The sequence below is a fragment of the Facklamia hominis CCUG 36813 genome, assembly GCF_000301035.1.
Lineage (GTDB): Bacteria > Bacillota > Bacilli > Lactobacillales > Aerococcaceae > Facklamia > Facklamia hominis.
In genome coordinates this window covers 994,128-1,018,774 of sequence record NZ_JH932292.1, presented here as the reverse complement: position 1 = coordinate 1,018,774, position 24,647 = coordinate 994,128, and the positions used below count along the sequence as shown (strand labels likewise).

The following is a 24,647-nucleotide window of genomic DNA, read 5'->3' as shown; positions in this document are numbered from 1 at the left end:
TTAAATAAACATAGAACAATATATATACCAATTATTCGTATAATATAATGTATTCAAATAGTTTCTTTTCAAAGATTTGTATCATACTTTTTACAAATTTTTTATTTGAATTGTACTATACGAATATATAATTATTTATAATTATCTTACATAAATAGTCAGAGCTTTTGTGCTCATAAGCATCTAAAATTCTTAAATATTCTATATCATAGTTTGTATATAGTTTTATATCAAAGGAAAATAGCCTTAATACAGTATAATTTTTTGAATTGTTAAAAATATTTTGCTAAAATCAATTAGCAAAAACTAAATGAAGTTTACCTTGAGAAATATGCACATATAAGTTATAGAATGAGGTATTATATTAAGGGTAAATTGAATAAAGTGGAAGATTGAATTGAGGTAGATTAGAGGATTTTCCTAGAGTCAATTTTACTTACCAAGCACCATAGATGTAACTCCCCATATAAATGTAAAATGCGACGAGATGAGAATGTGAGCATGGAGATACTTGGTAGGATTTTAAGTATGATATATCGGAAGTATCGGAAGTATCGGAAGTATTGGAATATAGAATATTAGATAATGAAGTGGTAAATGAGATATGGGAAACCATTAAGAGGAGATAGAATAGAAGATTATGGAAAATAAAAATAAAATAAAGAATATTTTCAAAATCATCTTAAAGATTTTTGTTTTGCTACTGGCAATCGCCATCTTCACTGGTGGGATTATGCTTGCCCTGTCACTAATTTTTTATGGAAAGACCTATTTTAACAGCGACTATAAAAATGCGAACCTAGTGATGTTAATGGGAACGACAGGTCAACTATTGGCAGCCATCTTTTTTGTAAAATTTATTTTGAAAAAGAAAAGTGACTACATCTTCTTTAAGAAAGAAAGTTTTGCCAAGACCATTGGCATTGGACTCTTCCTTGGATTCTTGCAAATTTCAATTTATGTCTTATTAGACATAGGAAGGGGAACCCTTGGATACAGTGGAAACAGTTTTAGCAATTTTAATTTGATTTTCCTTGCCTATTTTATAGCATTTTTTATCCAATCAACATCAGAAGAAGTCTTGGTAAGAGGAATCTTAACGAGAGTTCTATCTGATAGATTTGGAAGAAACGTTGCAATCCTACTTCCTTCGATTTTTTTTGGACTTTTGCACCTGGGCAATGAGGGAGTTACAATTTTATCCACCCTTAACACAATCCTAGTGGGCATATTTTTTGCAAAATTACTATTTTACAAAGAAAATATTATGTTGACGTCTGGAGTTCATGCAGGTTGGAATTTTTCCATGGCTATGATTTATGGCTTAAACGTAAGTGGCTTTAGTGGATTCAATAGCTTACTTAACTTTAAAATATTAAATTACAACTTGTACGATGAAATATATGGACCTGAGGGCAGCATAGTGGTAACATTTATTGAAATTATAAGCATCCTTACTATACTTTACTTAGAAAGAAGAAAGGAAGTAAGAAGTAGAAGATAAAAAATAGTTTGTTCAGAAATTCAGTCTTTAGATTCTCTAACTACTGGAAGTTATATTGGATCCATTAAAAATCTTATTGGACTTTGGGAGAAGTACAACTAAAGATGGATTTGGTAATTCTACTTCATGGAAACGGATATCCTCCTCAATGGAGTGAAGAAGTATTTTATATGGTTTTAGATCAGTCGGAAAAGTATAAAAATTAGAGAAAAGGCTATGAGTTTGAATACTCATGGCCTTTTCTCTTGTTACCTAAAGACTTTTCAAACTACTTTTACAAAATCCCAAATTTAATGAGTCATTTCGGGGGCTCTTTTTTGTAATCTTTTTGTAATATATAAGGGAGGATCTTTACAATGAATTTACAATGATCGAGTAGAATGGATTTGTTGAGTGATGAATCATTCAAAATTTGTGTAAGGAGTAGTGACGATGCAAGGTAAAGCTGTTGAGAAAATTATGAAATATCTTTTTATGTTTTGTGCACTTTTATCAGTAGTATCCATACTATTAATTTTTTATTTTATTTTTATTGGAGGAGTAAAAACGAATACTGGGTGGAAGTTCGATGGGGGGCTCCCCTTTTTTGCTGAACATGGTTTTATAGAAACTCTATTCGGTTTGAAATGGCAACCGAATTGGAAAGAGCCTCTCTATGGAATATTGCCCTTTGTTTTAGGGTCGATTTATGTCACTTTAGGATCAATTATTGTCGGGGTGCCGATTGGTATTTTGACGGCAATTTTTATGGCTTATTTTTGCCCTGATCCTCTTTACCGTGTATTAAAGCCAGCGATAAATTTAATGGCTGCGATTCCTTCGATTGTTTATGGTTTTTTTGCACTACAAATATTTGTTCCTTTTTTTAGGGGACTGAGCTTTTTACCAAAAAATAATGGGATGCATATCGTAACAGCCTCCATTTTATTAGGGATTATGATTTTGCCAACAGTCATTAGTTTGTCAGAAGCAGCGATTCGTGCGGTCCCAAAACATTACTACGATGCATCAATGGCCTTAGGAGCGACCCATGAACGATCAGTTATGAATGTCATGCTACCAGCGGCTCGTTCAGGAATTTTTTCAGCCGTCATTTTAGGTGTTGGACGTGCAATTGGGGAAACGATGGCGGTAGTCTTAGTCGCTGGCAATCAACCCCGCTTAGCCACGAGCATTTTTGATGGGACACGGACCTTAACCACGAATGTGGTTCTCGAAATGGGGTATGCTTCAGGGGATCATCGTCATGCTCTGATTATGACGGCTTCCGTACTTTTTGTTTTTATTTTGATGATTAACTCAACCTTTATGTGGGTCAAATCGAAAGGAGCATCAAAAAAATAATGGCGTCAAGATTAATTAAATTTTTTGTATGGTTGGCCGCGATTTTCACAATGGGCATCTTGTTTTTTATCGTTGGCTTTATTCTTTGGAAAGGAATTCCAGCGATGAATTGGGACTTGTTCGCTTGGGAATACACGACTAAGAATGTTTCAATGATGCCAGCGATCATTTCGACATTAATTATGATTGCGGCTTCCTTAGTAATCTCTGTTCCAATCGGTGTATTTACTGCTTTTTATTTGGTGGAATATGCAGATCGAGGCAATCGATTAGTATATTGGATTCGATTAGCGACAGATACACTATCAGCGGTTCCCTCGATTGTTTATGGACTGTTTGGGATGTTATTTTTTGTAAATGCGATCTTTAAAACTTATTCCCATATTGCAGGTGCTTTAACGTTGACCATCATGATTTTACCAATTATTATTTCTTCGACGGAAGAAGCTTTGCTGTCGGTAAATAATTCATTAAGGATGGGATCTTTGGCCTTGGGGGCAGGAAAATTAAGAACAATATTTACGGTAGTTCTACCTGTAGCAATGCCAGGAATTCTCTCAGGAGTTATTTTAGCCACTGGGCGGATAGTCGGGGAGTCGGCGGCTTTACTTTATACGATGGGTACGTCTTCGGGGATGATTCAGTCCATGTTAAGTTCAGGTCGAACTTTAGCGACTCACATGTACGTCTTATCTTCAGAGGGGTTGCATGTGGAAGAAGCTTATGCGACCGGTTCAGTGTTGATTGTACTTGTTTTATTGATTAATGGTCTGTCAACGCGCATTGGCAATAGATTAGGTTCAGGAGGGAAATAACCATGACCAGAAAAGTTAAGTTTGAAATAAAGGATTTAGATTTTTATTATAGTGATTTTCATGCCTTAAAGGATATTAATATGGATATCGAAGAGAATTTAGTGACAGCTTTTATTGGCCCATCGGGTTGTGGGAAATCTACTTTCTTAAAGATATTAAATCGTATGCAGGATTTAACACCAGGCACGCGTGTTGAAGGTTCTGTTAAATTGGATGGACTTGATATTTATGACCGCCGTATGGATATTAACACATTACGTAAAAAAGTCGGTATGGTATTCCAGCAACCCAATCCTTTTCCTAAATCGATTTATGACAATATAGCATATGGTCCTCGGACACATGGGATAAAAGATAAGACGAGGCTTGATCAAATTGTAGAGAATTCTTTGCGTGGCGCTGCAATCTGGGATGAGGTTAAGGATAAGCTTTATCAAGATGCGACAGCTGTTTCTGGTGGACAACAGCAGAGAATCTGTATCGCCCGAGCCATTGCTAATGAACCTGAAGTGATCTTGATGGATGAACCTACCTCTGCCTTGGACCCTATTTCGACGAATAAAATTGAAGACTTGGTTCATGAATTAAAAGAGAAGTATACCGTTATTATTGTGACACATAATATGCAGCAAGCCGCACGTATATCAGACAAAACAGCGTTCTTTTATCAAGGGGTTGTTGTAGAATATGATAATACAGAGACGATCTTTTCAAATCCAAACAAACAACAAACTCAAGACTATATTTCTGGTCGTTTTGGATAAGCCTTAATATGTAGGAGGATTATTATGAGAGAAACATATGTTCACGACTTACAAACATTTCAAAATATGTTATCCGAGCAGTCAATTCTTGTCATCGAACAGGTATACCAAGCCATGGATGCCTTCAATAAAATCGATAGTCAGATCGTTAATAAATTAAAAGAGGAAGACAGCTATGTTAATCAATTAACGAATGCGATTGAAAGAGAAGCCTATCGCTTGATAGCTCTTCAACAGCCGGTAGCCGAAGACCTACGTTTAATTTTTTCTGTAATGAATGTGAGTCTGGATTTAGAGCGGATTGGGGATCATGCAGTCTTAATTGCAAAAAATATTCTTCGTAGTGCGGAGGAAGGTACGGAAAAAATTGAACCATTAGCAGAAATTATTAATGGTATGGCGGTAATTACACAAGAGATGTTAACCAAAACGATGGATGCATTTAACGAGCGAAATACAGATCGAGCGCGCGCTATTGCTGCAGAAGATGAAAAGGTGGATGCAAAGTTAAAAGAGCTTTATCATGAGACATCGCGTATTATGGAGAAAGATCGCGACAATATTCATTTTGGAATAAATTATATTGCGATTGGCAATTCATTAGAGCGGATTGGGGACTATATTACCAATATTTGTGAGCGGATTATTTACTTAGAATCGGCAATTATTGTGGACTTAAATCGTTAATTTACACCATCTTTACATTGGATTTACCTTAAATTTACAATGGGTCGTTATACTATAAATAGATCAAGTTGATGTGTTTGAAACTTGATCAGATTTTAAAGAGATATAAAAAGGAGCGTTTTTTGTGAAAAAATCATTGAAAGTTTTACCGATGTTAGCAGCTGTTGGTTTAGGATTATCTGCTGTGGTTCCTGCTTTTGCCCAAGAAGGCCCTATTAACGTTATCACTCGTGAAGATGGTTCTGGAACTCGTGGAGCTTTTGTTGAGATTGTCGGTGTGACAGATGAAGATGGTAATGACTTAACCTCTCCAGAAGCAGTTACTCAAAATCAAACTTCAGGTGTATTAACAACGGTAGCTGGCGATCCTTCGGCAATTGGCTACATTTCCTTAGGATCATTAAATGATACCGTAAAAGCTTTGAAAGTCGATGATGTAGAAGCAACTCCAGAAAATGTAGCTAATGGTAAATACTCAATTGCTCGACCTTTCAATGTGGCTTGGTCGAATGAAAATGACTTGTCAGAAGTTGCCAAGGACTTCCTAGCTTTTATCCAATCAAAAGAAGGCCAAACAATTGCTGAAGAAGAAGGGTTTATTGCCGTAACAGATATGATGGCTGATTCGAATGAGGCTAAGGAAGAATCTGAACCTTCAGAAGAAACGGAAGAAGCGAATGAAGAAACACAAGATGAAGCTTCGACAGACGAAGAGTCTGTTGAATCGGAAGAATCTAGTGAAGAAACAGCTAAAGAAGGCGGGCTTCACGGGGCTGCTTCATTACCATCCTATGAGCCAGCAGGAGAATTAGAAGGAACCATTGAATGTATTGGTTCAACTTCTGTGTCGCCATTAATGGAAAAATTAGCCGAAGCATATAAAGAATTGCAACCAAAAGTTGAAATTAATATTACCGCGAATGGCTCATCTGCTGGTATGGAAGCAGCGATTAATGGAACTGCAGATTTAGGAATGGCATCTCGTGAATTAAAAGATGAAGAAAAAGAAGTTTTAAGTTCAACAGAAATTGCCTTAGATGGTATTGCTGTGGTAGTTAATAATGATAATCCAGCAGAAGGATTAAGCTTAGAAGCAATTCGCTCAATTTTCTTAGGAGAATTGTCTCAATGGGAAGAAGCTGTTAAATAAGTTTAGCCTATAATAAAAATTTATTTTGAAGAACCGGTTCATTTTGGTAATGAGCCGGTTTTTTGAACGACAAAGGAAACGCTATGAGCAAGAAGCTTTAACTTAAATGAACAACGTGTTATACTGAAAAGGATTACAGAAAGAGGGACTGATCATGAATTTAGAAGATGAAATGAATGAATTGATGGATGAAGTGATTGAAAGATATCGCTCAAAAGTTGAGGCTGGTGATCTTTTTGTTCTGGGGTGCTCTACGTCAGAAATTGCGGGAGGGCATATTGGTAAAGACTCAGTACCAGAATACGGGCAGATTATTATTAAAGTTTTAAGAGAACGGTTGAAAGAGTTAGAACTTAATCTAGCTGTTCAAGGATGCGAACATATAAATCGTTCGCTAGTTGTTGAAAAGGAAGTAGCTAAGAATTATGGCTTAGAGATTGTTTCAGTGGTTCCAGCAATTCATGCAGGAGGAGGTTGTGCTGTAGCGGCTTATGAGCAATTCGCTAATCCGGTAATGGTAGAACATATAGTGGCAAGCTCTGGGATTGATATTGGTGATACCAATATTGGGATGCACATCAAGCACGTTCAGATTCCGGTTCGTTTTAAGAAGAATCAGCTTGGTGGTGCACGAGTAAATGGGCTGACCTCTCGACCTAAGTTAATTGGGGGCGTGAGGGCACGTTATAGTCTTTAATCGTCTTTTAAACACCTTTGGCAGCTGACCAAAGGTGTTTTTTGTGTTCAAGTGTGTTAACTTGATAGAAATTCACATCATTTTTACTAAGTTACGGTATAATAGCCATAATGGTTGATAAAGCTTCAAGAGGGGGTTTATATGAATATATCCAATAAAAAGGTTGGTGTAATTATTACAGGCGGTATTGCTGCTTATAAAATAACTGAACTGGTTCGCTCTTTGGTTAAAAGTGGTGCTCAAGTTCGTGTGATGATGTCTCGAGCAGCATGCCAATTTATCGCGCCACTGACCCTACAAATCCTGAGTAAACAAGAGGTTCTCGTTGATTTATTTGAGGAATCAGATGCTGAGCACGTTAAGCATATTGCCTATGCTGATTGGTGTGACTATGTTGTGCTTGCTCCAGCAACTGCGAATATCCTTGGTAAACTGGCTAATGGCATTGCTGATGATCTAGTTTCAACGACTTTATTGGCTGTTCATTGTCCAGTGTTGATTGTTCCTGCTATGAATCATCATATGTACAATCATCCTGCGGTCAAACAGAATATTCACTGTTTACATTCCTATGGCTATCGGGTGATGCCGGCAGCCTATGGATATTTAGCGGAAGGTTACGAAGGTCAAGGTCGTATGCCTGAAGTGTCTGCTATTTTAGCTGAGTTAAAGTTGTTGATCGCTCAAACTGAGTGCCCTCAACTACTAAAGGGGAAAAAAGTTCTGGTTACAGCTGGAGGAACAGTGGAACGAATAGATCCTGTGCGTTTTATTTCGAATGATTCCTCTGGAAAAATGGGTTATGCTATGGCTATAATCGCTTGTTATCTAGGGGCTGAAGTTCAATTTATCACAAGCAAGGAAGGCTTTTTCATGTTGCCCGGGATGACAGAAATTCGGGTTTATTCAGCTCAAGACATGTATGAAGCGGTTGAACAAGCCTTTGAAGGGTGTGATTATTTAGTAATGGCAGCGGCGGTGAGCGACTATCGGGTGAAAGAGCCTGCATTAAATAAGATAAAAAAGACAGCTACTAATCAAGAATTAACAATCGAATTAACAACGAATCCGGATATTGTGGCGATTATGTCTGCTAAAAAAACAAGTCAGTGTGTGATTGGATTTGCCGCGGAATCCGAACATTTGATGGCTTATGCTAAGGATAAATTAGCTCGTAAAAACTTAGATTGGATCATTGCCAATGATATCTCACAGGCGAATTTAGGTTTCAATGTGGATGAGAACCAGGCTGTTTTAATTGGATCGAACGGTAGTGAGCAAGTCTTTGAACGGATGGCAAAGTCAAATTTAGCTTTTGAATTGTGGCAAGCCATCTTAACAAATCAGGTGAGAGGAGAGGGAGTCCATGGGCTTAGTGGTAAATAAAGTTAGTAGTGGTTATCGTCAAATCACAGTTATAAAAGAGGTTAGCTTTGAAATTGAGTCGGGTCAAATCGCTGGTTTGATAGGGTTAAATGGGGCAGGAAAGTCCACTCTTTTAAAGACAATTCTCGGTTTATTACCGATTCAATCGGGAAGCATTGGGATTGATGGATTGGATAGTCGTGATAACCAAGCTGCTTATGCCGCAAATATTGCTTATGTACCAGAAACACCTGTTTTATATGAAGAACTTACCTTAAAAGAACATTTAGAAATGACAGCCTTGGGTTATGGCATTGATCGGGATACGGTTATGAAGCGAGCTCAACCAATGTTAAAGGCCTTTCGATTAGACCAACACTTGAATTGGTTTCCTACGCATTTTTCTAAAGGAATGAAGCAAAAAGTTATGATCATGTGTGCTTTAGTGACCCAAGCTAAATTGTTGATTATTGATGAACCGTTTCTCGGCTTAGATCCATTGGCGATGAATTATTTTAGTCAATTATTATTGGAACATGCAAAAAGGGGCGGGATGGTTCTATTTACTACCCACGTTTTATCGATCGCTGAAGATCTTTGTCAATCCTTTGTTTTATTGAAAAGGGGTCAAGTGGTGGGCCAGGGAGACCTGCAAGAATTAAGACAACAATTTGATCGAGAAGGAGCTAATTTGATGGAGATTTATCTGACGATGACTCAAGAGGATGGGCATCAATCGGGGGAGTATCATGGATGATTTAACACATTTATTTAACCACCGTCTTAATAAAAAATTAAAAGAGATTGGAAAATATAGTCGTTTAATTGTGAATGACCATTTTTCAGTGATTATGTTGGTGATTTTAGGCTTTGTGGCACTGTCTTACCGAGAGTTTTTGAACTATCTGAGTCAACCCTTGACAGAAATAATTAAGCTGGCCATATTATCGATAATTATGCTGTTCTTTGCATTGAGCCTTTCTTTAGGAAAACCTTATTGGTTTAACCATTTGGCAGATCCGTCTTATTTATTTGCAAAGGGGGATGGTTGGCATTCTTATTGGAAGAAAGCTTTGACGGTAACTGCAGTATTGCCGCTGATAGGTCAGTTACTGGCTTTCTCGATGATCTTACCTATTTTAGTAACTGCCTTTAATTGGTCCGTTAATCAGTGTGTGGGATTCCTTGTACTTGTGCTCATCTTTAAAGTTGGTCAATTTATTAATCTCTATCTAAATTCTTTCAATAGTTTTAAAGCAAAATATGGTTTTTTAAAGTTGATAAGAGATGCCTCTTTCTTCTCAATAGTATGGATGCTAGGGACTTTAATTTCTTATCCGATCATGTTGCTAAGTATTTTTAATATTGTTTATTTATTTTTTGCTTATTTACGATTAAAAAAAGTCAGGTCATCTCCGATAGACTTAAGTTATGCGGTGGAGTCATCCGTTCGTTCAAATGAGGCCTTTTATCGCTTTGTTGGAATTTTTGCTCAGGTTCCTCAGATTAAATCGTCTGTAAAAAAGAATCCGGTTTGTGAAGTCTTTCTTCCTTTCTTAGCTGGTTCTAAGACTAATTTATATAGTTATTATTTAACTAGAGCATTATTACGCAATGAAAATTATGTTGGGATCATTATTAGAACAACGTGCTTTTTTGTGATGACGCTAATGATTTTACCATCGAATGGTTGGGTTTTGGCAATATTTGGAGCTTTAGCTTTCTGGGTAACGATAAGTCAACTCGTAGGACTTTACTCATATCCAGATTATCAAGTGCTCTTTAGTTTATACCCAGGGATAGATAATGAAGTAAAACTTCAAACTTTGATGGGGATACTCGGTCGCCTTTTGGGAGTTCAATCCTTATTTTATTTTATAATTCTTATCTTTAAAACGAATAATGTATTAGAAGGGATTATGGTAGGCATGGCCTGGGCAATTTCTCAATTAGCCCTCATTAAAATCTATATTCCTTATCGATTGAAGAAAAAGAAGGCAAAGAAAGGGGTTTCTTTTGCTAAAATTGACTGAAATTGTTAGAATGAAACTAGTAAATCATAGAAAGAAGGATCTGAATGTCAGTAAATAAAGATTTATTGATTCGTTTAACAGAAGCGAATGGGATTGCGGCTAATGAAGGTCAATTGAGACAAATTTTTCGTGAAGAGACCAAAGAAGCAGCTCAAGAATACCTTCAAGATGGCTTGGGTTCTATTTTTGCTAGACATACGGGGGATGAAGAAGGCCCACGAGTGATGTTAGCAGCCCATATGGATGAAGTTGGTTTTATGGTTAAGGAAATCACAGATGAAGGATTTATTAAATTTGTGACCATTGGTGGTTGGTGGAGTCAAGTGGTTCTTGCTCAACAAGTAACCATTACTACTAGAGAAGGAAAGACTTTCCACGGGGTTACTGGTTCTAAACCACCTCATGTTTTAACAGCAGAAGCACGTAAGAAGCCAATTGCTATGAAAGATATTTTTATTGACCTAGGAGCTTCATCAAAAGAAGAGGTATTATCATGGGGTATTCGCCCAGGAGATATGATTACCCCTTACATTAAAACTCAACGACTCAACGGAACACCATTCTTATTGGGCAAGGCTTGGGATAATCGTATTGGAATGGCTGTGGCAATTGATGTGATTAATCGCTTAGCTAAAGAAGGGCACCACACGGTTCTATTTTCTGGAGCTAATGTTCAAGAAGAAGTAGGTCTAAGAGGGGCGAAGTCCAGTGCACATCTCTTGAATCCAGACATTTCCTTTGCCTTAGATACGGGAACAGCTGGTGATACACCAGGAATGACCAAAGATGAGTCCTTGAGTACCTTAGGTAAAGGACCTCAAATAATTGTTTACGATGCCTCGATGGTTGCTCATACGGGATTAAGAAACTTTGTGATTGATATTGCTGAAAAGAATCATATTCCTTATCAATTGGAATTTATTCCAGGAGGCGGAACCGATGCAGGTTCACAACATACTAGTCTGAATGGTATTCCTTCCCTAGCAATTACAGTTCCGGTACGTTATCTACATAGTCACACTTCAGTGATTCATGAAGATGATTATCTAAATATGGTGGAACTTTTAGTTGCTGTGGTGAAAGAATTGGATAATCATAGTTTAGAAAAGATTTTAAATGCATAATCAATTTTGAGTTTGCTAACAAACTTTTATATATCTAAGAACAAAGTGGGTTAAAATAAAAGGCTACGACTTGAATGAGGGGTCACTACAGGTCCTCATTCAAGTCGTAGCCTTTTTATTAAGCTTTTAATTCAGGGAATAAGAAATAGAGGGTGTGAAGGGAAAGATCATGGCTTTTTCCCTTTCCAGGGAATAGGTGAAGGCTTGCCATTGGGTTATAATTGGCTTCGATGATTGCATAATCCCCCTCTTGTTTCGGTTGATGGTGATAATCGCGAATAATCATGTCAACTCCACAAAAGTTAGCTTCTAATGCACGACTAGCTTGAATGGCATAATCAATATAGGATTGGTGAATAGCATCTGTTCGATCAATGGCAATGCCACCAGATGAGACATTGGAGTTGCGTCTTAAATAAACTTTTTGTCCGCTTTGGGGAATGCTTGAAAAATCTAAACCTTGTTCTTTTAAGGTGATTTTTTCAAGTTTGCCTTTTTCTAAAAGAGTCATCGGAGCGCGGTGGTCTTTTCCTCTTAATGGATTTTGGTTTTCTAAATCAATCAGTTCATCGATGGTATGTATACCATCTCCATATATCTGAGCGGGTTGACGCTCACAAGCAGCTAAAAATTTGTGATTTAATAAGTAGAAACGGATTTCGGTTCCTTCAATATAATTTTCGACTAAAATTTCTTGATCATACTTAAAAGCTTCCGAAATTGCCTCGCGATAATCTGCTTCAGAATAAGCCTGATTAAAAATCGTAATACCAATACCATAGTTGGTGTTTTTAGGTTTAATAACGATCGGTTTTGATTTGACTTGTGGATAATAGGCTTTAGCTTGAGCTTGTTGATCAAAGATTTGACCTTCCGGAACAAAAATTCCCTGTTCTTTCAAAACTTTCTTAGTTGCTAATTTATTATCCATAATAAAATAAGAAACTTGGCTATCAAAACGAGTCATGTTAGCATTACGAACGAATTCGTGGTGGTCTTGATAAGTGAGACGAAGTAACTGATCCTTTGGATCGATCCAGTCTACATTTAACCCAAGTTGAATTGCCTTTTTACATAGGTCCTGAGTCGATAGTTCCAAATCTTCAAACCCATGTAATAGATATGGGCTATGGAGAAATTCTTTCTGATTAAGTTGGGCAATGTCACTCATAAACTGTTGATAAGAAGTATAATCAGGAGTCTTATTGTATAAAAATCCAGCTCGTGTTCTTTCAGGATGATTTATTTGAATGAGTTTGTCTTGAACGAGCTCAGAATAATAGCTAGTCGCATTTAATCGGTCTAATTCTAATCCAATGCTTGACAATGTTTCGAGTAGAGACTGTAATAGATCTGCATGTCGTAAATTAGATAAGGGATGATCTTCGGCGGTGGACTGATTTCTTTGATCGGCAAGTTCAAGATCTTGATCGGAAAAATCTTTATCGATCATTAAAAGAGCGATAATCCATATTTTAATAAAATCTAAATCTTCTTGACTAATTCCGCAAGGAGCAAAAGGATTTAAATCAAAATTTCTAAATTCCAAATAGGAGATACCCTCTTTTAATAGATCTCTTACTGAATGGCTACCGCGCATTCTTACATCACGATATAGTTCTTTTTCTAATAATAAACGACCAGATTTGACATGGCTTTCTAAGGATTTAATGTAAGCTTCAAGGCTTTGATAACTAATCGTTACGGCATCGTCATTCTTATAACCGTACCGACTTTGCCGAACTGAACGCATCACTGTTTGGTGTGGTTTACCATGTAATTTGGTTTGGTAACGGGAATCCACATAAGGGCTAGCAGCTAATAAGTAGGTTAATCCCCAACGATAGTAAAGATATTTGCGCATAAAGGCCATGTATAGCTCATTCTTACTTTTAATATAATCAGATTCGGAATTCGTTGTTATAGATTCCTTTAACTTTTGTTCCATTAATTGAGGATTAATTTGAAAGTTGTAATGAATTCCAGAAAGCAGTTGGACATCTTTGCCGTATTTATCAGTCAGATATTCACGGTAATGTCTTTCTTGTGAATTTAAGAGCTGAGCAGGCCTTACTTTATTTAAATGATCTAAGCTAGGTGGCATGGAGTTGGGCCATAAACGTTCTACATAATCCGATTCGTTTAAACGTAAGTAAGTGATTTGATGTAATGCTTGAAGCCAATTTAAAATATCCTTAGAATTTGATTCAGGAGGAGTAATTAATTCGATTTGGCTTTCAGAAAAATCAGTCTGTAAGTAGGGATGAAAGGAGCGGTCTCCCCAATCACGCGGATGATCTGTTAATGCAATTTGGTTGTTTTCAGTTACTCTTAGGCTTTCCTTTTCAATCCCTACGGTCGATTGCCAAAGTAAAGCCAGGTCTTTAATTGAAAAAACAAGCTTGTTCTGATTCATAAAAACACCTCAATCCAATAATACCTTCATTATATCAGAATGAAAATCTACAATAAAAAAATAAGTCTTAAAAATAATTTAAAAAAGTGTTGACAAGCAGAGTGGATCCATGCTATATTATCACTTGTCCGATAAAGGACATCCGATCGAAAGAAAAAAACATTAAAAAAGTTATAAAAAATGTTTGACAAAGAATCGATCGCGTGGTAATATATAGAAGTTGTCACTTGAGAGAGGCAACGAAAGCTCATTGAAAACTGAATAAAGACAAACACCAAAATGTGTAAGGGTTCTGATTGAGAAATCAGATCAATTCAATCGAAATAAATTCGAGACACTGCAGACAAGCAGGATAAAAAACAGTCAGCAAAAAATCAAGAGTCAAGAGACTCATGAACTTTCATGAGAGTTTGATCCTGGCTCAGGACGAACGCTGGCGGCGTGCCTAATACATGCAAGTCGAACGAACGGAGCTAGGAACTTGTTCCCGGCAAAGTTAGTGGCGCACGGGTGAGTAACACGTGGAGAACCTACCCTTTTGCGGGGGATAACCATTGGAAACGATGACTAATACCGCATAGAATCGCAGATCGCATGATCAACGAAGGAAAGACGGCTTCGGCTGTCGCAAAAGGATGGCTCCGCGGTGCATTAGCTAGATGGTGGGGTAACGGCCTACCATGGCAATGATGCATAGCCGACCTGAGAGGGTGATCGGCCACATTGGGACTGAGACACGGCCCAAACTCCTACGGGAGGCAGCAGTAGGGAATCTTCCGCAATGGGCGCAAGCCTGACGGAGCAACGCCGCGTGTGTGAAGAAGGTCTTCGGATCGTAAAGCACTGTTGTTAGAGAAGAACGACCGCTAGAGTAACTGTTAGCGGAGTGACGGTATCTAACCAGAAAGCCACGGCTAACTACGTGCCAGCAGCCGCGGTAATACGTAGGTGGCAAGCGTTGTCCGGATTTATTGGGCGTAAAGGGAGCGCAGGCGGTGACTTAAGTCTGATGTGAAAGCCCACGGCTCAACCGTGGAGGGTCATTGGAAACTGGGTCACTTGAGTGCAGAAGAGGAAAGTGGAATTCCATGTGTAGCGGTGAAATGCGTAGATATATGGAGGAACACCAGTGGCGAAGGCGACTTTCTGGTCTGTAACTGACGCTGAGGCTCGAAAGCGTGGGGAGCAAACAGGATTAGATACCCTGGTAGTCCACGCCGTAAACGATGAGTGCTAAGTGTTGGAGGGTTTCCACCCTTCAGTGCTGGAGTTAACGCAATAAGCACTCCGCCTGGGGAGTACGGCCGCAAGGCTGAAACTCAAAGGAATTGACGGGGACCCGCACAAGCGGTGGAGCATGTGGTTTAATTCGAAGCAACGCGAAGAACCTTACCAGGTCTTGACATCTCTTGCATAGCCTAGAGATAGGTGAAGCCCTTCGGGGCAAGAAGACAGGTGGTGCATGGTTGTCGTCAGCTCGTGTCGTGAGATGTTGGGTTAAGTCCCGCAACGAGCGCAACCCTTATCACTAGTTGCCAGCATTCAGATGGGGACTCTAGTGAGACTGCCGGTGACAAACCGGAGGAAGGTGGGGATGACGTCAAATCATCATGCCCCTTATGACCTGGGCTACACACGTGCTACAATGGATGGTACAACGAGCAGCGAACTCGCAAGGGCAAGCGAATCTCTTAAAGCCATTCTCAGTTCGGATTGTTCTCTGCAACTCGAGAACATGAAGCCGGAATCGCTAGTAATCGCGGATCAGCACGCCGCGGTGAATACGTTCCCGGGTCTTGTACACACCGCCCGTCACACCACGAGAGTTTGTAACACCCGAAGCCGGTGGCCTAACTTTATGAGGGAGCCGTCGAAGGTGGGACAGATGATTGGGGTGAAGTCGTAACAAGGTAGCCGTATCGGAAGGTGCGGCTGGATCACCTCCTTTCTAAGGAGTAATGGAAGATAAGGAAGAGGCAACTCTGACCTTATCGGGAAAAATCCCAAAAGAACTTACACGGATTTGTCTTTATTTAGTTTTGAGTGAGCTTTCACTCAGGGTTTGAGTAAGAAGCCTGGGCCTGTAGCTCAGCTGGTTAGAGCGCACCCCTGATAAGGGTGAGGTCGGTGGTTCGAGTCCACTCAGGCCCATACAAAATCTTGCCTAAATAAGTAAAATTTTGTATAATAACGATAATTGCTAGTTGGGGGATTAGCTCAGCTGGGAGAGCGCCTGCTTTGCACGCAGGAGGTCAGCGGTTCGATCCCGCTATTCTCCATTGTTGGCAAAAGCCAGCAACTTGATCATTGAAAACTGAATAACACCAAACAAGATTGATCATTGACTCGGATGCGAGCAATGACAATCCATTATTTCTAAAAAGATATAATGAACCGAGAAATTGACCGAGTCTATAACGAAAGTTATAGAGTAAAAAATAAGCGAAAATATTGTGGTTAAGCAATGAAGGGCGCACGGTGAATGCCTTGGCACTAGGAGCCGATGAAGGACGCGACGAACAGCGATATGCTTCGGGGAGCGGTAAGTACGCTAAGAACCGGAGATTTCCGAATGGGGGAACCCGATACGGATAGACCCGTATCACTCGAAAGAGAGGTAGACGCAGAGAACTGAAACATCTAAGTACCTGCAGGAAAAGAAAATAAGAATGATTCCCTAAGTAGCGGCGAGCGAACGGGGAAGAGCCCAAACCAGCGTGCATGCACGTTGGGGTTGAAGGACTCCAGGAAAGACTGAAACACTTAGTCGAAGCCCATGGGAAGGGGCGGCGAAGCGGGTGAGACCCCCTTAGACGAAAAGTGAGACAGCTTAGGAGTATCCTGAGTACGGCGGGACACGAGAAATCCCGTCGGAATCCACCAGGACCATCTGGTAAGGCTAAATACTCCCTAGTGACCGATAGTGAACCAGTACCGTGAGGGAAAGGTGAAAAGCACCCCGGGAGGGGAGTGAAAGAGTACCTGAAACCGTGTGCTTACAAGTAGTCAGAGCCCGTTAAGGGGTGATGGCGTGCCTTTTGTAGAATGAACCGGCGAGTGACGATTTGTGGCGAGGTTAAGTTGAAGAAACGGAGCCGAAGCGAAAGCGAGTCTGAATAGGGCGAGAGTCAAAGGTCGTCGACCCGAAACCAGGTGACCTACCCATGTGCAGGTTGAAGGTGTGGTAAGACACACTGGAGGACCGAACTAGGACATGTTGAAAAATGTTTAGATGACGTGTGGGTAGCGGAGAAATTCCAATCGAACTTGGAGATAGCTGGTTCTCTCCGAAATATATTTAGGTATAGCCTCAGAGGATGAGAGATGGAGGTAGAGCACTGTTTGGACTAGGGGCCCACACGGGTTACTGAATCTAGATAAACTCCGAATGCCAACTTGTTAACTCTGGGAGTCAGACGGCGAGTGATAAGATCCGTCGTCGAAAGGGAAACAGCCCAGCCCACCAGCTAAGGTCCCAAAGTACTTGTTAAGTGGAAAAGGATGTGGGGTTGCATAGACAGCTAGGATGTTGGCTTAGAAGCAGCCATCATTGAAAGAGTGCGTAATAGCTCACTAGTCGAGTGACCCTGCGCCGAAAATGTACCGGGGCTAAACAAGACACCGAAGCTGTGGATTTACTTTAGAGTAAGTGGTAGGAGAGCGTTCTATGTGCGGCGAAGGGGTACCGTAAGGAGCCTTGGAGCGCATAGAAGTGAGAATGCCGGTATGAGTAGCGAAAGATGGGTGAGAATCCCATCCACCGATAGACTAAGGTTTCCAGGGGAAGGCTCGTCCGTCCTGGGTTAGTCGGGACCTAAGCAAAAGCCGAACGGCGTATGCGATGGATAACAGGTAGAGATTCCTGTACTTGGGAAGACGTTTGAGCAATGGAGGGACACAGGAGGTAAGTCCACGCAGGCGGATGGAAGAGCCTGTAGAAGCAGTGAGTGTGCGAGTGAGTCAAATGCTTAGTCGCAGAAAGCATGAGCTGTGACCTGGAGCGAAGTAAAAGTAGCGAAGGTGGATCATCAAACTGTCGAGAAAAGCTTCTAGCGAGTCGAACCAACCCGTACCGCAAACCGACACAGGTAGTCAAGTAGAGAATACTGAGGTGAGCGAGAGAACTCTCGTTAAGGAACTCGGCAAAATGACCCCGTAACTTCGGGAGAAGGGGTGCACACGCAAGTGTGCCGCAGTGAATAGGCCCAGGCGACTGTTTATCAAAAACACAGGTTTCTGCTAAATCGAAAGATGATGTATAGGAGCTGACGCCTGCCCGGTGCTGGAAGGTTAAGAGGAGTGCTTAGCTTCGGCGAAGGTACGAATTGAAGCCCCAGTAAACGGCGGCCGTAACTATAACGGTCCTAAGGTAGCGAAATTCCTTGTCGGGTAAGTTCCGACCCGCACGAAAGGCGTAACGATCTGGGCACTGTCTCAACGAGAGACTCGGTGAAATTATAGTACCGGTGAAGATGCCGGTTACCCGCGACAGGACGGAAAGACCCCATGGAGCTTGACTGTAGCTTGATATTGAGTGTTTGTGTGACATGTACAGGATAGGTAGGAGCTTAAGAATTGTGTACGCCAGTATGCAAGGAGGCGTTGGTGGGATACTACCCTTGTGATATGAACCCTCTAACTCGCGTGAAGAACACGGAAGACAGTGTCAGGTGGGCAGTTTGACTGGGGCGGTCGCCTCCTAAAGAGTAACGGAGGCGCCCAAAGGTTCCCTCAGAATGGTTGGAAATCATTCAAAGAGTGCAAAGGCAGAAGGGAGCTTGACTGCGAGACCAACAAGTCGAGCAGGGACGAAAGTCGGGCTTAGTGATCCGGTGGTACCGCATGGAAGGGCCATCGCTCAACGGATAAAAGCTACCCTGGGGATAACAGGCTTATCTCCCCCAAGAGTTCACATCGACGGGGAGGTTTGGCACCTCGATGTCGGCTCATCGCATCCTGGGGCTGAAGTCGGTCCCAAGGGTTGGGCTGTTCGCCCATTAAAGCGGTACGCGAGCTGGGTTCAGAACGTCGTGAGACAGTTCGGTCCCTATCCGTCGCGGGCGTAGGAAATTTGAGAAGAGCTGTCCTTAGTACGAGAGGACCGGGATGGACACACCGCTGGTGTACCAGTTGTTCCGCCAGGAGCATCGCTGGGTAGCTATGTGTGGGATGGATAACCGCTGAAAGCATCTAAGCGGGAAGCCAGCTTCGAGATGAGATTTCCCAATCGCAAGATTTAAGACCCCTGAGAGACGATCAGGTAGATAGGCTAGGAGTGGAAGTTCAGTGATGAATGGAGCGGACTAGTACTAATCGGTCGAGGACTTAACCAAGACAATTTCAAGGGAAGTAGGGTGTTATTTAGTTTTGAGTGATGAAGAATCGCTCAAGGTGAAAGAGGGCACAGTGTGGTGATGAGGGCAAGAAGGATACACCTGTAACCATGCCGAACACAGAAGTTAAGCTTCTTAGCGCCGATGGTAGTGGGGACTTTGTTCCTGTGAGAGTAGGTCGTTGCCACGCGTGCTCGTTCATCTAATTCCGCCATAGCTCAGCTGGCAGAGCGCATGACTGTTAATCATGATGTCGTAGGTTCGAGCCCTACTGGCGGAGTTATGAATGATGGTTAGCTTAGCATGGAGAGTTGTCCGAGCTGGCCGAAGGAGCACGGTTGGAAACCGTGTAGACGGATAATATTCGTCTCAAGGGTTCGAATCCCTTACTCTCCGTTTTATATAGTTTTTAGTAATATTATTATGGCCCGTTGGTCAAGCGGTTAAGACACCGCCCTTTCACGGCGGTAACATGGGTTCGAATCCCGTACGGGTCATTAAAAATTAAATATGGGGGATTAGCTCAGCTGGGAGAGCGTCTGCCTTACAAGCAGGATGTCAGCGGTTCGAACCCGTTATCCCCCATTTTGGTCCGGTGGTGTAGGGGTTAACATGCTTGCCTGTCACGCAGGAGATCGCGGGTTCAAATCCCGTCCGGACCGTTGTTAGTTGGCTTGGTAGCTCAGTTGGTAGAGCACTTGATTGAAGCTCAAGGTGTCGGCGGTTCGATTCCGTCCCAAGCCATATGGAGGGGTAGCGAAGTGGCTAAACGCGGCGGACTGTAAATCCGCTCCTTCGGGTTCGGCAGTTCGAATCTGCCCCCCTCCATTTATATGATTGGAATTGTATCCAGAATCCTTTGATCTAATTTAGGGACTTAGTTTAACGGTAGAACAACGGTCTCCAAAACCGTTAGTGTGGGTTCGATTCCTGCAGTCCCTGTTATAATATGGTGGCGATTGTGGCGAAGTGGTTAACGCATCGGTTTGTGGATCCGACATTCGTGGGTTCGATTCCCATCAGTCGCCTTTATATTTAATATATTATTATTGGGGTATAGCCAAGTGGTAAGGCAACGGACTTTGACTCCGTCATTCGTTGGTTCGAATCCAGCTACCCCAGTCCAACGGCGGAATAGCCAAGTGGTAAGGCATGGGTCTGCAAAACCTTGATCGCCGGTTCAAATCCGACTTCCGCCTTAATATCACGGCGGTGTGGCGGAATTGGCAGACGCGCTGGACTCAAAATCCAGTGCCGGTTACACGGCGTGTCGGTTCGACCCCGACCACCGCTATTTTAAGCTTTTCTTAACTTAATGTTAGGGAAAGCTTTTTTTATAGTTTTTCATTCAGTCTATTGTATAGGAGGGTATGATAATGAAGCATATCATTGGAATAGTAGGTACGAATAGTAAACGGTCAACGAATCGACAGCTACTTCAATTTATTCAACATCATTTTAAAGATAAGGCGCATATAGAATTACTTGAGATTGACCAGTTTCCTCTTTTTAATAAACCTGCCTCAAAAAAACTTCCTAAAATTGTTGAGCAAGCAGTGAATTTGATTGAGGGAGCAGATGGTGTGATTATCTCTGCTGCAGAATACAACCATGCTATCACGGCATCACTAGCTAATGCCCTACATTGGCTATCTTACTATATTTCTCCTTTGAAGAATAAACCGGTGATGATAACGGGGGCTTCCTATGGTAAATTGGGTTCTTCAAGAGCGCAAGTACAGTTGCGACAGATCTTAGATTCAGCAGATATTAAGGCGCGTGTTTTACCCAATTCAGAATTTTTATTGGGAAATTCCTTGCAGGCCTTTGATCAAGAGGGTAAGCTAGTAGATCCTGATAGAATAAATGCCCTAGAAAGTATTTTTGAGGAATTTATTAAATTTATCGATTATACTCAAGCATTTCTGAATGAAAATCAAAAATCTTCATTGAAGATTTCAGAATCGTCAAAGGAGGAATGATTGAATGGTAAAGACTAAGTTGGTTGGGATTGCTGGATCTATCTCTGAACAATCTTATAATCGTGAATTATTATATTATATTCAGCATTCATTTAAAGACCTCTTTGATTTTGAAGTTTTGGATATAAAGGATCTTCCATTGTTTAACCAAGATCGTTTGGAAGTTCTTGAGTCTTTAGAGTTTCAACAGATTCAAAAAAAGATAGAAGCTGCTGATGGGGTAGTGATTGCTACACCTGAACACAATCGGACAGTACCTGCTCCTTTAAAATCTTTGCTAGAGTGGTTATCATTTAAAATACATCCCTTAAAAGCGAAGCCGGTCAAAATTATAGGTGCTTCTTATTTAGATCAAGGAACTTCATGTGCACAGATGCATTTACGCCAAATATTAGAGTCTCCTGGTATTGACGCTCTAGTCCTGCCTGGGCAAGAGTTTTTATTGGGAAATTGTCAATCTGCCTTCGATAAAGATGGAAATATTATTGATCAAAGGACCGCTCAGTATCTAAGACAGAGTATGGAAGTATTTGTTACTTATGTGTTCACTTTAAAACCCTTAAGTCAATCGGTCTCGCTCAATCATGAGTTTCAAATGGAAGAAATCTGGGCGAGTCAATTGCTACAGGTGTTGGATAGAACAAGTGACGATCCTACAAGAGTTTATTCTCAACTTCAAGCGATTAGACCAATCGTTGAATGGTATCAGTCGCATTCTGTAGATAATCAACAATTGTAATCCGAGAAACTCATTTTAGGGTGTTTCGATCGGATTTGAAGATTTTGCTTGAAGCTATTATTTGACATGCTGCTTTTCTCATTCCATGCTATAATAATGAGGATGGTGTTTTTAGATTAAATAAAGGAGTCTATTTATGAGAAGTCAAGTGTTAGATTATCCTTCAGTCGAAGAGATTGAGGTACCTGAGACCTATCTAAGGGTTTCTCTAGCAGATTTCGAACAAATCTTTGAAATTCAACTAGCAGATATGAAGCGTAAGTACCAACAATTAACGAATGAACCCTTAAGTAAATTTGATTCATTATCTTTATCACGTCTAGGATTAGGCGAATACGAGAATCTATCGCAAGTGAAGGAAGCTTACTATAAGATTTATCGTAAACAGGCTTTGGAGCTAGCTTTTTACCGTCAATTAATGCCATTTTTATTAGCCTTTTATCAAGAAGCGAGTCAAGTCGTTATAGATCAAGATGAGTATGACGCTTATGAAAGAAAATATTTAGATCAGATTCAACGTTTAGCAAGTGAAGAAGATATGACTTTGGAGGAGTATGCAAGTAGCCAACTGCATTTGAATCAACCAATTAGAGCCCATATCAAGGAACGGATCCTAGAGGATTTTGTATTTGAATTAATTGCCAAGGACCGATTTGCTGCTGTAGTTGATGAATGGGAGTATGAAGCTTTTATCCAGGAGCGTTCCTTGAGTCAAGGTTTGGATCCGATTGATTTAAAGGAACAAATATCTTTTAGTAACTTTTTGCTGGAATCCAGTCAATTAAAGTGGACTCAAGAATTATTTGATTATTTTAAAAATCGATTTATAGTGGTTGATTCCAGTGAAGGAGCGACAGATAGTGGAAGACAAACGAATTAAACAATGGTACAAGCTAGCATGGATTGTTGGGGTACTTGTTCTATTAGTGTATTGTTTTTTGTTAGTTAATTATTATTTTTCTTTGGGGAAGAATAGGCAAATGGCTCGTTTGCCTTATGGGCAGACAATCGATCTGTCCAATCAATCCATGTTAGTCGTTGATTCAAATCAAACCCTACTGGATTCAGCGGGTCTGTTAGCTAATGATGAAGCTATTCTGAGCGAGTCTCAGGAGTATGAGATTGATGACCAAATGCCTTGGTATTCCTTTAGTCCGAATGTCGCAAAAGAAACAGATTATTCGCTGGTGAACGACTACCGCGTGGTCTATCAGGAGCCTTTAAATGATTATTCTTGGCGTCAAACTCCTAAGGGGCTTTTGCTTTATCAATTTAATCAGCCTTATACGGGCTGGCATGATGATTTGATTAATGGTTGGCGTTATTATCAAGCAGGTAGTGAGATTAAGGAACGATTCTTAAATGAGAGTCAAGTGAATCAATGGCAGAATGAATCTCAGATTTATTTAGGATTATTTCCACGTCCAAATCGTTCCTTCTTCTTTTTAAGAGGTCCTTTAACAAATCAAGTGACATTTCATAATCAAGCAGTAGAATATAGCATTTTATATCGCAATCCAAATCAGGTAATTTATGCTTATCCTCCAGGAACTTATTTTTCAAAAGCGATTGGAAGTACCAAACATTTTGTTGATGTGCCTATGGAGGTAATGCGGGAGCTGACTAATGAATCTGGGACCTGGCTTCAGGTTTATACGGGATATGATCAATTGGGATGGGTGCGAAAAGACGCTAGTTATGAAGATTATGTTTTGACTTATTATAATGAAAAAGAATTGCTTAATCAGATTGAAGCTGTGATGGCAGAGTATATGTCTTATGTAAGTGCTACGGTTGGCGCTTCTTTTGTTAATAATGAGTCGCTGACTCAAATTACCTTGAATAATCAAGCCTTTAGGCCTGCCTCCACACAGAAGATTTATGTTCTAGGAGAGCTCTACCACCAATATCAAACTGGGGAGTTATCACCAAGCGATTATCATACACTCATTGCGGATGATGTGGTGCCTGGTGCTGGAATTTTAGCAGCGAATCCTGTGGGATCTTCTTTTAGTTTGGATTATTTGGTTGATTTGGTAGTGTCAATATCTGATAATACAGCGGCTAATTCCTTGATTACAGCAGTAGGTGGGGGTCAGAGAATGACGCCACATATGCATGAATTGGGCTTGTATAATACGTATGTGAATGGAAAGTATTATCATTCGGATACTAACGGTCGTTTTCAGACATCGCCGGGGGATGCAGCAAGATATTTTGCCTTGTTATATAATAATAAGTTAAATGGAGAACCTTGGGACAATGAATTGATTAATAAGTTCTTTTATAATCAGCATACCTATATGACGCAATTGATTCCAGGATCGACGACGGTCTGGAACAAGTCAGGGTCTGGTGTAACGGAACAAAATGATGTTGCTTCCTTTGTTACCCCGTATGGATCCTTTAGTCTAGCGGTTTATACAGAAAATCCTTGGAACTATGATGCGGTACCGATTCAAATGGCTAGCTTATGCCTAGCTGTGCATAATACGTTTGTGGATTATCGATTAAAGTTATATCAGCATGTTGATGATCCCAGTGCTTTTATGCAAGATATGATGGCAGCACATCCGATCATGAGACAAGCTGGTCAACAATCATTTATTGATTGTTATTTAATCGAAAAAGATCAAGATCAAATGGAAACAGACACAGCAGCAGTTGAATAGGAATTATAGAGATCAGAAGTCA

Annotated in this window: 16 protein-coding genes, 14 tRNA genes and 3 rRNA genes; 32 read left to right on the top strand and 1 reads right to left on the bottom strand. The window is 40.5% G+C overall.

The window, feature by feature from the left end:
* Nucleotides 1–640: 640 nt before the first annotated feature.
* From HMPREF9706_RS04675 to HMPREF9706_RS04625, 11 genes are all read left to right on the top strand, one after another.
* Nucleotides 641–1,504: a CPBP family intramembrane glutamic endopeptidase gene (locus tag HMPREF9706_RS04675; RefSeq protein WP_006908221.1), complete on the top strand. Its 864-nt coding sequence runs from the start codon at nucleotides 641–643 to the stop codon at nucleotides 1,502–1,504.
* Nucleotides 1,505–1,936: 432 nt separating this feature from the next.
* The gene (gene pstC, locus HMPREF9706_RS04670) at nucleotides 1,937–2,848 is read left to right on the top strand and encodes a phosphate ABC transporter permease subunit PstC (protein WP_006908220.1); all 912 of its coding nucleotides are present in this window, start codon (nucleotides 1,937–1,939) and stop codon (nucleotides 2,846–2,848) included.
* Nucleotides 2,848–3,663 carry a phosphate ABC transporter permease PstA gene (gene pstA / locus HMPREF9706_RS04665; protein WP_006908219.1) on the top strand — a complete coding sequence of 272 codons (816 nt, stop codon included), beginning with the start codon at nucleotides 2,848–2,850 and terminating at the stop codon, nucleotides 3,661–3,663. Before pstC ends, pstA begins: the two co-directional genes overlap by 1 nt.
* A 2-nt stretch (nucleotides 3,664–3,665) precedes the next feature.
* Complete coding sequence (gene pstB, locus HMPREF9706_RS04660) at nucleotides 3,666–4,427, top strand: phosphate ABC transporter ATP-binding protein PstB (RefSeq protein ID WP_006908218.1); 762 nt, start codon at nucleotides 3,666–3,668, stop codon at nucleotides 4,425–4,427.
* Between the two features lie 24 nt (nucleotides 4,428–4,451).
* Nucleotides 4,452–5,114 carry a phosphate signaling complex protein PhoU gene (gene phoU / locus HMPREF9706_RS04655; RefSeq protein ID WP_006908217.1) on the top strand — a complete coding sequence of 221 codons (663 nt, stop codon included), beginning with the start codon at nucleotides 4,452–4,454 and terminating at the stop codon, nucleotides 5,112–5,114.
* Between the two features lie 124 nt (nucleotides 5,115–5,238).
* Nucleotides 5,239–6,264, top strand: coding sequence for a substrate-binding domain-containing protein (locus HMPREF9706_RS04650; RefSeq protein ID WP_006908216.1), 1,026 nt, complete (start codon nucleotides 5,239–5,241; stop codon nucleotides 6,262–6,264).
* 154 nt (nucleotides 6,265–6,418) lie between these two features.
* Nucleotides 6,419–6,961, top strand: coding sequence for a TIGR01440 family protein (locus HMPREF9706_RS04645; RefSeq protein ID WP_006908215.1), 543 nt, complete (start codon nucleotides 6,419–6,421; stop codon nucleotides 6,959–6,961).
* Between the two features lie 141 nt (nucleotides 6,962–7,102).
* A complete protein-coding gene (coaBC, locus tag HMPREF9706_RS04640) occupies nucleotides 7,103–8,347 on the top strand; it encodes a bifunctional phosphopantothenoylcysteine decarboxylase/phosphopantothenate--cysteine ligase CoaBC (protein ID WP_006908214.1) in 1,245 nt (414 codons plus the stop codon).
* On the top strand, nucleotides 8,328–9,083 hold the full coding sequence (locus tag HMPREF9706_RS04635) for an ABC transporter ATP-binding protein (RefSeq protein ID WP_006908213.1): 756 nt from the start codon (nucleotides 8,328–8,330) through the stop codon (nucleotides 9,081–9,083). The genes coaBC and HMPREF9706_RS04635 overlap by 20 nt, the downstream gene beginning before the upstream one ends.
* The gene (locus tag HMPREF9706_RS04630) at nucleotides 9,076–10,359 is read left to right on the top strand and encodes an ABC transporter permease (protein WP_006908212.1); all 1,284 of its coding nucleotides are present in this window, start codon (nucleotides 9,076–9,078) and stop codon (nucleotides 10,357–10,359) included. The genes HMPREF9706_RS04635 and HMPREF9706_RS04630 overlap by 8 nt, the downstream gene beginning before the upstream one ends.
* Nucleotides 10,360–10,403: 44 nt before the next feature.
* Nucleotides 10,404–11,483 (top strand): M42 family metallopeptidase, encoded by a 1,080-nt coding sequence (locus tag HMPREF9706_RS04625; RefSeq protein WP_006908211.1) that lies wholly within the window; start codon nucleotides 10,404–10,406, stop codon nucleotides 11,481–11,483.
* A 118-nt stretch (nucleotides 11,484–11,601) separates the two neighbouring features.
* Here HMPREF9706_RS04625 and gshAB read toward each other — a convergent pair whose 3' ends face one another.
* Nucleotides 11,602–13,899, bottom strand: a complete 2,298-nt coding sequence (gene gshAB, locus HMPREF9706_RS04620) for a bifunctional glutamate--cysteine ligase GshA/glutathione synthetase GshB (RefSeq protein WP_006908210.1) — start codon at nucleotides 13,897–13,899, stop codon at nucleotides 11,602–11,604.
* Between the two features lie 398 nt (nucleotides 13,900–14,297).
* Between gshAB and HMPREF9706_RS04615 the strand changes: the two genes are divergently transcribed.
* From HMPREF9706_RS04615 to HMPREF9706_RS04515, 21 genes are all read left to right on the top strand, one after another.
* Nucleotides 14,298–15,847, top strand: a 16S ribosomal RNA gene (locus HMPREF9706_RS04615).
* Between the two features lie 129 nt (nucleotides 15,848–15,976).
* Nucleotides 15,977–16,050, top strand: a tRNA-Ile gene (locus HMPREF9706_RS04610).
* 55 nt (nucleotides 16,051–16,105) lie between these two features.
* Nucleotides 16,106–16,178: transfer RNA gene (locus tag HMPREF9706_RS04605), tRNA-Ala, on the top strand.
* Between the two features lie 176 nt (nucleotides 16,179–16,354).
* Nucleotides 16,355–19,232 (top strand): 23S ribosomal RNA (locus HMPREF9706_RS04600).
* Between the two features lie 74 nt (nucleotides 19,233–19,306).
* Nucleotides 19,307–19,422, top strand: a 5S ribosomal RNA gene (gene rrf, locus HMPREF9706_RS04595).
* The 16S, 23S and 5S rRNA genes sit together here with 14 tRNA genes alongside, the layout of an rRNA operon.
* A 17-nt stretch (nucleotides 19,423–19,439) precedes the next feature.
* Nucleotides 19,440–19,512: transfer RNA gene (locus HMPREF9706_RS04590), tRNA-Asn, on the top strand.
* A gap of 25 nt (nucleotides 19,513–19,537) precedes the next feature.
* Nucleotides 19,538–19,628, top strand: a tRNA-Ser gene (locus tag HMPREF9706_RS04585).
* 29 nt (nucleotides 19,629–19,657) lie between these two features.
* Nucleotides 19,658–19,729: transfer RNA gene (locus tag HMPREF9706_RS04580), tRNA-Glu, on the top strand.
* 15 nt (nucleotides 19,730–19,744) lie between these two features.
* Nucleotides 19,745–19,817 (top strand) — tRNA-Val (locus HMPREF9706_RS04575).
* A gap of 4 nt (nucleotides 19,818–19,821) precedes the next feature.
* Nucleotides 19,822–19,894, top strand: a tRNA-Asp gene (locus HMPREF9706_RS04570).
* 9 nt (nucleotides 19,895–19,903) lie between these two features.
* A tRNA-Phe gene (locus HMPREF9706_RS04565) sits at nucleotides 19,904–19,976 on the top strand.
* A 3-nt stretch (nucleotides 19,977–19,979) separates the two neighbouring features.
* Nucleotides 19,980–20,060 (top strand) — tRNA-Tyr (locus tag HMPREF9706_RS04560).
* 43 nt (nucleotides 20,061–20,103) lie between these two features.
* Nucleotides 20,104–20,174, top strand: a tRNA-Trp gene (locus HMPREF9706_RS04555).
* Nucleotides 20,175–20,187: 13 nt separating this feature from the next.
* A tRNA-His gene (locus HMPREF9706_RS04550) sits at nucleotides 20,188–20,260 on the top strand.
* Between the two features lie 22 nt (nucleotides 20,261–20,282).
* Nucleotides 20,283–20,354 (top strand) — tRNA-Gln (locus HMPREF9706_RS04545).
* A gap of 6 nt (nucleotides 20,355–20,360) precedes the next feature.
* Nucleotides 20,361–20,431: transfer RNA gene (locus HMPREF9706_RS04540), tRNA-Cys, on the top strand.
* A 9-nt stretch (nucleotides 20,432–20,440) separates the two neighbouring features.
* A tRNA-Leu gene (locus HMPREF9706_RS04535) sits at nucleotides 20,441–20,526 on the top strand.
* An 82-nt stretch (nucleotides 20,527–20,608) separates the two neighbouring features.
* Nucleotides 20,609–21,214 (top strand): NADPH-dependent FMN reductase, encoded by a 606-nt coding sequence (locus HMPREF9706_RS04530; protein ID WP_006908209.1) that lies wholly within the window; start codon nucleotides 20,609–20,611, stop codon nucleotides 21,212–21,214.
* 4 nt (nucleotides 21,215–21,218) lie between these two features.
* Nucleotides 21,219–21,953, top strand: a complete 735-nt coding sequence (locus HMPREF9706_RS04525; protein WP_006908208.1) for an NADPH-dependent FMN reductase — start codon at nucleotides 21,219–21,221, stop codon at nucleotides 21,951–21,953.
* A 136-nt stretch (nucleotides 21,954–22,089) separates the two neighbouring features.
* Nucleotides 22,090–22,833 (top strand): hypothetical protein, encoded by a 744-nt coding sequence (locus HMPREF9706_RS04520; protein WP_006908207.1) that lies wholly within the window; start codon nucleotides 22,090–22,092, stop codon nucleotides 22,831–22,833.
* Entirely contained in the window at nucleotides 22,814–24,625 is a 1,812-nt protein-coding gene (locus tag HMPREF9706_RS04515; RefSeq protein WP_006908206.1) for a serine hydrolase, read from the top strand. Before HMPREF9706_RS04520 ends, HMPREF9706_RS04515 begins: the two co-directional genes overlap by 20 nt.
* Nucleotides 24,626–24,647 lie beyond the last annotated feature (22 nt).